6 protein-coding genes are annotated in these 6,175 nt (G+C 29.3%); 3 read left to right on the top strand and 3 right to left on the bottom strand.

Translation table 11 applies throughout. The annotated features are described in order from the left end of the window. Together KPL38_RS17675 and KPL38_RS17680 are read left to right on the top strand one after the other, a co-directional pair. A partial coding sequence (locus KPL38_RS17675; protein ID WP_216290457.1) for a TcaA 3rd/4th domain-containing protein occupies window positions 1–1,092 on the top strand: 1,092 nt, incomplete at its 5' end. A 253-nt stretch (window positions 1,093–1,345) separates the two neighbouring features. Further along, window positions 1,346–2,221, top strand: a complete 876-nt coding sequence (locus tag KPL38_RS17680) for a polysaccharide deacetylase family protein (protein ID WP_216290458.1) — start codon at window positions 1,346–1,348, stop codon at window positions 2,219–2,221. Between the two features lie 138 nt (window positions 2,222–2,359). Here the strand turns inward: KPL38_RS17680 and KPL38_RS17685 are convergent, their stop codons facing one another. From KPL38_RS17685 to KPL38_RS17690, 3 genes are all read right to left on the bottom strand, one after another. Then, window positions 2,360–2,488, bottom strand: coding sequence for a class A beta-lactamase-related serine hydrolase (locus KPL38_RS17685; protein ID WP_216290459.1), 129 nt, complete (start codon window positions 2,486–2,488; stop codon window positions 2,360–2,362). Between the two features lie 53 nt (window positions 2,489–2,541). Then, complete coding sequence (locus tag KPL38_RS20135) at window positions 2,542–2,664, bottom strand: hypothetical protein (RefSeq protein ID WP_281419371.1); 123 nt, start codon at window positions 2,662–2,664, stop codon at window positions 2,542–2,544. A 91-nt stretch (window positions 2,665–2,755) separates the two neighbouring features. Continuing rightward, entirely contained in the window at window positions 2,756–5,431 is a 2,676-nt protein-coding gene (locus KPL38_RS17690; protein ID WP_216290460.1) for a sigma-54-dependent transcriptional regulator, read from the bottom strand. Between the two features lie 281 nt (window positions 5,432–5,712). Here KPL38_RS17690 and KPL38_RS17695 point away from each other — a divergent pair, with 281 nt between their 5' ends. Then, window positions 5,713–6,042 carry a PTS lactose/cellobiose transporter subunit IIA gene (locus KPL38_RS17695; RefSeq protein ID WP_216290461.1) on the top strand — a complete coding sequence of 110 codons (330 nt, stop codon included), beginning with the start codon at window positions 5,713–5,715 and terminating at the stop codon, window positions 6,040–6,042. Window positions 6,043–6,175: the final 133 nt, after the last annotated feature.

A 6,175-nucleotide genomic window follows, 5' to 3' on the forward strand; every position in this document is an offset into this window, starting at 1 on the left:
AAAAGCCTTTTTGTCATACCTGCTATTATTTCACTTATAGTATTACATCCAAATAAATACTTTTGTTGCTCAAATATGGGAATTGTTAATTATTGTTTTCCGAGTACACTCTATGAGGAAGTTATTCAAAAATTAGATAATGATGTTCTTAGTCCTAAAAACATTAGTAGTGCAGCAACAAGCAATATATTAACTTTAGCTAATATTGGTAAGATATTTTTAATTTTTCCTAATTACAAAATAAGCATTAAACCATCATTTGTTGATATAACTACTCCGGTGAAGGATGTAACTTTTTCAATTAACAATGTTCAAATTGGAAATAGTGATACTGACAAATCTACTAAGGAATTTGGGCCATACATACCCGGAGATTACTCGATTTTGGCTAATTATAAAGGTAAATATGTAACTTTGAACCATCCCTATCCCGTCGATCTTGTAGCAACTACAAACGGTATAGCAAAATTAAGTGTATTTGATGATATGGATTATATAAATATAACATCTGATTTTCCAGATGCTAAAATATTTGTTAACGGAAAGGATGCTAATATTACGTCTGCAGATGCTACGAATTTCGGCCCCATAGATAGTTCTACGAAAATATATGCTACACACTTAGTAGATGGCAAAATACTAAAAAGTCAAGAATATGCAGTAGGTACCAATGGAACAGATATTAATCTAAGTTTTAATGAGGCAAGTAGTGACCTAGATAATGTTAAAACTCAATTAAACGATCTTTTAAGCTATTACACGTCCTCTTTTACAGAAGCTGTTAATACGAATGATATATCATTAATTGACTCTTATGTAACTTATGGAAGTGAATTATATACAGTACAAGAAACATATATACCTAATACTTATGAAGCAGGAATACAAGAGAGTATTGTTTCTTCTAATATTACAGATTATAATATTAGTGACGATAATCAATCTGGAAGCATAATTACTTCAGAAGTTTACAATATTATAAACAAAGATGGTATTTCGTCGAATAAAACTTTTAGATATGTATATAAGTTTCAATATAATACTGATACATCTAGCTATCAATTTACGGATATACAAAAATCATTGAGATAGAAAATTATAACGGTAAGATAATTTAATTAAATACCAGTTATTTAAAGCATCTAATAACTATAGGTGCTTTCTTTATGGTTATTTTAGAAGAAAATGAAAGAATATTAATTAAAATCGTTTAATAAGGTTATATTAGATGAATACATCCAGTATTTTATTATAAAAAAATTTAAAATCAAATATTGTATGAAAGGACTAATTATTTTATGAAAAAACTACTAATCGCAATGGTTTCTTAGTATTAATTATAGGCATGTACTTTATCACCTATAAAGCACGTGCTTCAATTAAAATACCAGTCACAAAAGCTTCTAGATATAAGCATACATACAAAAAAAGCATAAATCAACCTACTACTATTGTGCCTACGCTTGCTCAAACTTCTTCGGACACAACTTTGAGAAAAGTACCAATCATCTATGATATTTTAGGTACAAGTACTAGACCTAAAATCTATCCCAATTCAGCAATGACAAAATGGAAAAAAGCTGTAGAGAGTTTAGCTAAAAAATATCCTTCTGAAGTATATATTAATGGCCAAACTAAAAACAAAGTGGTGGCTCTTACATTTGATGATGGTCCAGACCCAGTAAATACACCTAAAATCATTAAAGTATTACGAAGTAATAATGTTCAAGGTACCTTTTTTTGCATTGGTGAACAAATTGAATCATGTAAATCCATAATTAAGCAAGCATATGATAATGGAGATGTAATAGCAAACCATAGCTGGTCTCATAAAGACTTTACCACTATTAATGAATCTGAAATCAAAAATGAAGTAACTTTAACTGAAAATGAAATCAGTAATGTAATAGGGAAAAGGTCTACATTAATAAGACCACCTTATGGTGATATAAATGAGGACGCTCAGAATTCTTTAACTGCATTAAATTACAAAAGTGTAATTTGGTCCACAGATACCTTAGATTGGGAGCAACGTGAAGCTTCTAATATTGTTAAAAATGTAGTTAACAACGTCCGTCCGGGAGAAATAATCTTAATGCATTGTAATGAAGATAAAAAAGCAACTACTGAGGCACTCCCACAAACTATATCAAAACTCAAACAAATGGGATATAGTTTTGTTACTGTAGATAAGCTTTTACATGTATCAGCTTATAAATAGTTAAATCATCTCCTGGGTCGCTGTAACATCTCTGAAAGAGATGCAACGACTTCAGAAGGAGATCTACCCCTTTGTAGTTCTCTGGTGTAGATAACAATTCTCAATTGCTATCCTCCCACTTATAGAAGTGGGAGACTCTCATTCTGAAATGTCGTTATAAAATATTTCCACATCAATTGTATATGAACCCAAGTTACCTATTTTATATGCTACTAAATATCTTGGTACATATTTATCTATTTTATCATGAAATTTGGTTCTTTTCATGTCACTTATTAGTCTTGCATAATATTTGTGTTTCTACCGTAATAAAGCTTTTTTTAAAGCCTAGTTTCAATCTTTGGTGTTAATACATTTTGGGTTGTACTTACTCCAATTATTCCGGCCATAGTATTTACCTTCTGCCTAACGATTCGAGCACCACCAAGCCTACTTGAAATCATATTTGTAGCTATATTATTTTATATAGAAAGATGTTTATTCTATCTGTAAACACTAATAGTTTCAGTATTGTAAAATTTATTTCATGTAATATTATATCAATTCACTACCAACTAAAATTTTAATTATATAACATATCTCATCATCAGTTGTATCTATATAATATTTATTGCATAAGAAAACAATTTGTTTTTTGACAACTTGATATATTTCTTTATGCTTATTAATAAGTTCTTCTTTACAAGGATACTCTATTGATGGCTCTCCCTTTTTAAGTCTACTAATAGTAAATGCTAAATGAAGAATAAAGCCTATTAGATTTTCATCTGTTAATGAGATGGAAAGACTTGCGGCTATGTTATTGAAAAATTGAGTTATATCGGTGTAAAGCACATCTCCATCCAAATTATCAATATTTTCTTTAAGAATCAATCGCATTTTAAGAAGGGTAGTTTTTGTATCAATAATTTCTTGAAGTTCTTTTGCTACTTTCATACTTATTACATCGAACATACTATATTGTTTTATATCTAAGTCAACAGGGAAGGATGTAACAATAAATAAAATTTCCTTTTCTTTTTGCACTTTTTTTAATTGTTGCTCAAAGTATTTCATATCTAAGCAGTTAAGTGGTATAACTTCAAATATGCCCTTATCAAATTTAAAATTATTATTAATAAAGCTTTTAAGTGCCACAGATCCGCCTTCCCCAGTTAAACAAGCAGTTACTATTATTATCTTGTTTTTATCATTTGCAGGTTCATTTATATTCCTATTTAACTCCCTGTATGAATTTACAGAGATAACCTCTTTATATATATCATCTAATGAAAATCCAAGTAAAGCTTTTCTAGCAGCTTCTAATACATGTAGTGTGGAAACCAGAGATATGACCTTTACTGGAACATTTAATTCTTTCTCTATTATTTCCCCAAAAGTTGTTAATGAACCCATGTCAACAAGTAATAGATAACCACTAGAACTGAAATGCTCTTTAACTACTTTTCTCAGAGCGTCTAACACTTTTGATGGGCTAATTTCTAAAGGCGCATTAATACCAATTACATAATTTTCACCTAAAAGTTTATTAGCGACAGCTGACATTGATGTTGCAGTTGATTCACCATGGGCTATGATTATAACTTTCACTTTTTCCAAGAATTTATGGTGATATTGATCTTCTGGAACTAGAAATATAGTCAAATATCCTGCTTCATCTTCAGGAATTTCATGGTGTACAAAATCTTCAATTATTTTTTTGATTTTAAGTGCTACCTTAAATTCAACAGGATACAATAATTTTAACTTATTTAATTCAGGATTAACTATAGCTTTATTAGTACCTATTCTTTTAATTAATGTATCGATATGTAAAGCTAATGCAGTGTAAATATTATCGCTTAAGGTAGTTTTTAATTCATTACATATAGTATAATTTATTTTATCAACACAATTTAATATGTCTTCACCTAGTATATTAAGCAAATTTTTTTTATTAATATCATCCGAAACTCCATTAATACATTTTTGAAAATATTTTGTTATGTCTTTTTCTAAAATATTTTCAATATTAATCTCAGAAACACCTTTTGATTTTAATTCCTCTAGTTTTTGCTCAATAATTTCATAAATACTATTTTTTTCTTCATTATCATCATAGGATGTGAAATCAACTGAACTGGAAAATTTGAAATACTCAATATCTTCACTTACAAGTTTATTCCAGATAACCCTATGCTCTTTTTCTTTATATAGACCATCTTTAATATAATTTGGTAGACTGCTACTGTTAATCCTTACATCACTTTTTATATTTGTTAGAAATTCTGAGTACGCCTTTGCACAAACCAGTTGTATATCATTTTTAAGCTGACCAATATTATTAGGACAATCATATGATAAAAATGCTCTAATTGTGTTTAAAGATGCATGTATATCTCTATTTAAGCGAATGCTTTCTTGCCTAAAAAAACTCTTTATAATGAAAAACCGCTCCTCTAAGGTTCTATCCTTAAGTGTTGGGATTGTTATAATCATAGGAATTCTTCTAGTAAATGTTTTCAACAAGGCGGAATTTGGATTTTCTGTAGTAGCAGATATAATTAATACATCTGATTTCTTGTTTTCATATTCGCCCATACGTCTAAAAAATCCAGTATCCAGAAAAGTAAACAGTGATTCTTGACCTTCTGGTGGAAGTCTGTGTATTTCATCTAGGAAAAGTATTCCTCCATTTGCTTTCTCGATTAGTCCAATCTTGTCTGCCTCAGCTCCAGTATAGGTGCCTTTTTTTACACCAAAAAGTTGTGATGTAAGTAATTGTGGATTATTGCTATAATCGGCGCAATTAAAAGCAATAAAAGGGGAACCCTCCTTTTTAACTTTCATTTCTTTGGCATATTCATACATTAAAAATGCAAACATAGACTTTCCAACACCGGTATCTCCGAGAATTAAACAGTTCATCCCTTTAGGTGGATATAATATTGCAGCTTTAACTTGTTCTACTGCTTTTTTTAAACTTATGTTATTCTTAACAAGCTCATCTAGTTTACATTCTTTAACTGTAGTGTTTTGATTCTTTTCCATAAAAAACAGTACTGGTCTTCCTGATGATTTATACACTTTTCCTTCTTTACAAAGGTTATTAAGTTCATGACTAACATTAGCTCTGCTAATATTTAAAATTACTGACACACTTTGAGCATCAACACCTACTTTTTCAGTCTGGTCTAATAGATAAGTGTATATGGTTTCTTTTCTGTTCATTTAATTAACCCCCGTTTAGTTAATAGTATATACCTTTGCAGTAGAGTAATGATATATAATTTTTCATTTCAAGATAGAAACACTATATAAAAATAAACCGAAACACTAACGATAGTCAATTGAAACACTAGTTAAGAGCTAACACACTTACAAAAAACACAGGGCCTATTGAAGCGTTTACATAAAATAACGGGACTTTTAGTGTTTTGGCACGCAATTTGCTATATAAGAAGTATAACAATTTAAATGTTTAGCAAATTAAAATATAAGGAGGAACAGAAATGGAGATAGAACAAGTAGTAATGGATATAATTATAAGCTCAGGTGAAACAAGATCTTTTGCATATGAAGCACTTGCAAAAGCAAAGGAGGGAAAATATGAGGATGCAGATGAATTAATTGAAAAAGCAAATGATATGATTGATAAAACTCATAAAATACAAACTTCATTATTACAAAAAGAAGCTGCAGGTGAAAACCTTCAAGTAACACTTCTATTTGTACATGCACAAGATCATTTAATGACTTCTATATCAGAAAAGAATCTAATTGGTGAGATTATTGAGTTAAGAAAGGTTATAAATCCTTTATTGGGTATTAAAGAAAGTTAAATAAGAATTAGCTAATAAAATTTGATAGTGTTAACTAACTTATGAAAAAACAATAATGGAAATATTAGGATTTAGAATGTGGGTTGAAAAGTGAAAATGTATCCTGAAGAAATTTAATGTTGCTTTATTTGTT

The organism is Clostridium psychrophilum, assembly GCF_018861705.1.
GTDB classification, from domain to species: Bacteria; Bacillota; Clostridia; order Clostridiales; family Clostridiaceae; genus Clostridium_AD; species Clostridium_AD psychrophilum.

What these genes read in the sequence shown, in the direction of transcription:
- KPL38_RS17680 (WP_216290458.1), top strand. Translation starts at nt 1,346, where the DNA reads ATGTACTTTATCACCTATAAAGCACGTGCTTCAATTAAAATACCAGTC.
- KPL38_RS17685 (WP_216290459.1), bottom strand. Translation starts at nt 2,488, where the DNA reads ATGAAAAGAACCAAATTTCATGATAAAATAGATAAATATGTACCAAGA.
- KPL38_RS20135 (WP_281419371.1), bottom strand. Translation starts at nt 2,664, where the DNA reads ATGATTTCAAGTAGGCTTGGTGGTGCTCGAATCGTTAGGCAGAAGGTA.
- KPL38_RS17690 (WP_216290460.1), bottom strand. Translation starts at nt 5,431, where the DNA reads ATGAACAGAAAAGAAACCATATACACTTATCTATTAGACCAGACTGAA.
- KPL38_RS17695 (WP_216290461.1), top strand. Translation starts at nt 5,713, where the DNA reads ATGGAGATAGAACAAGTAGTAATGGATATAATTATAAGCTCAGGTGAA.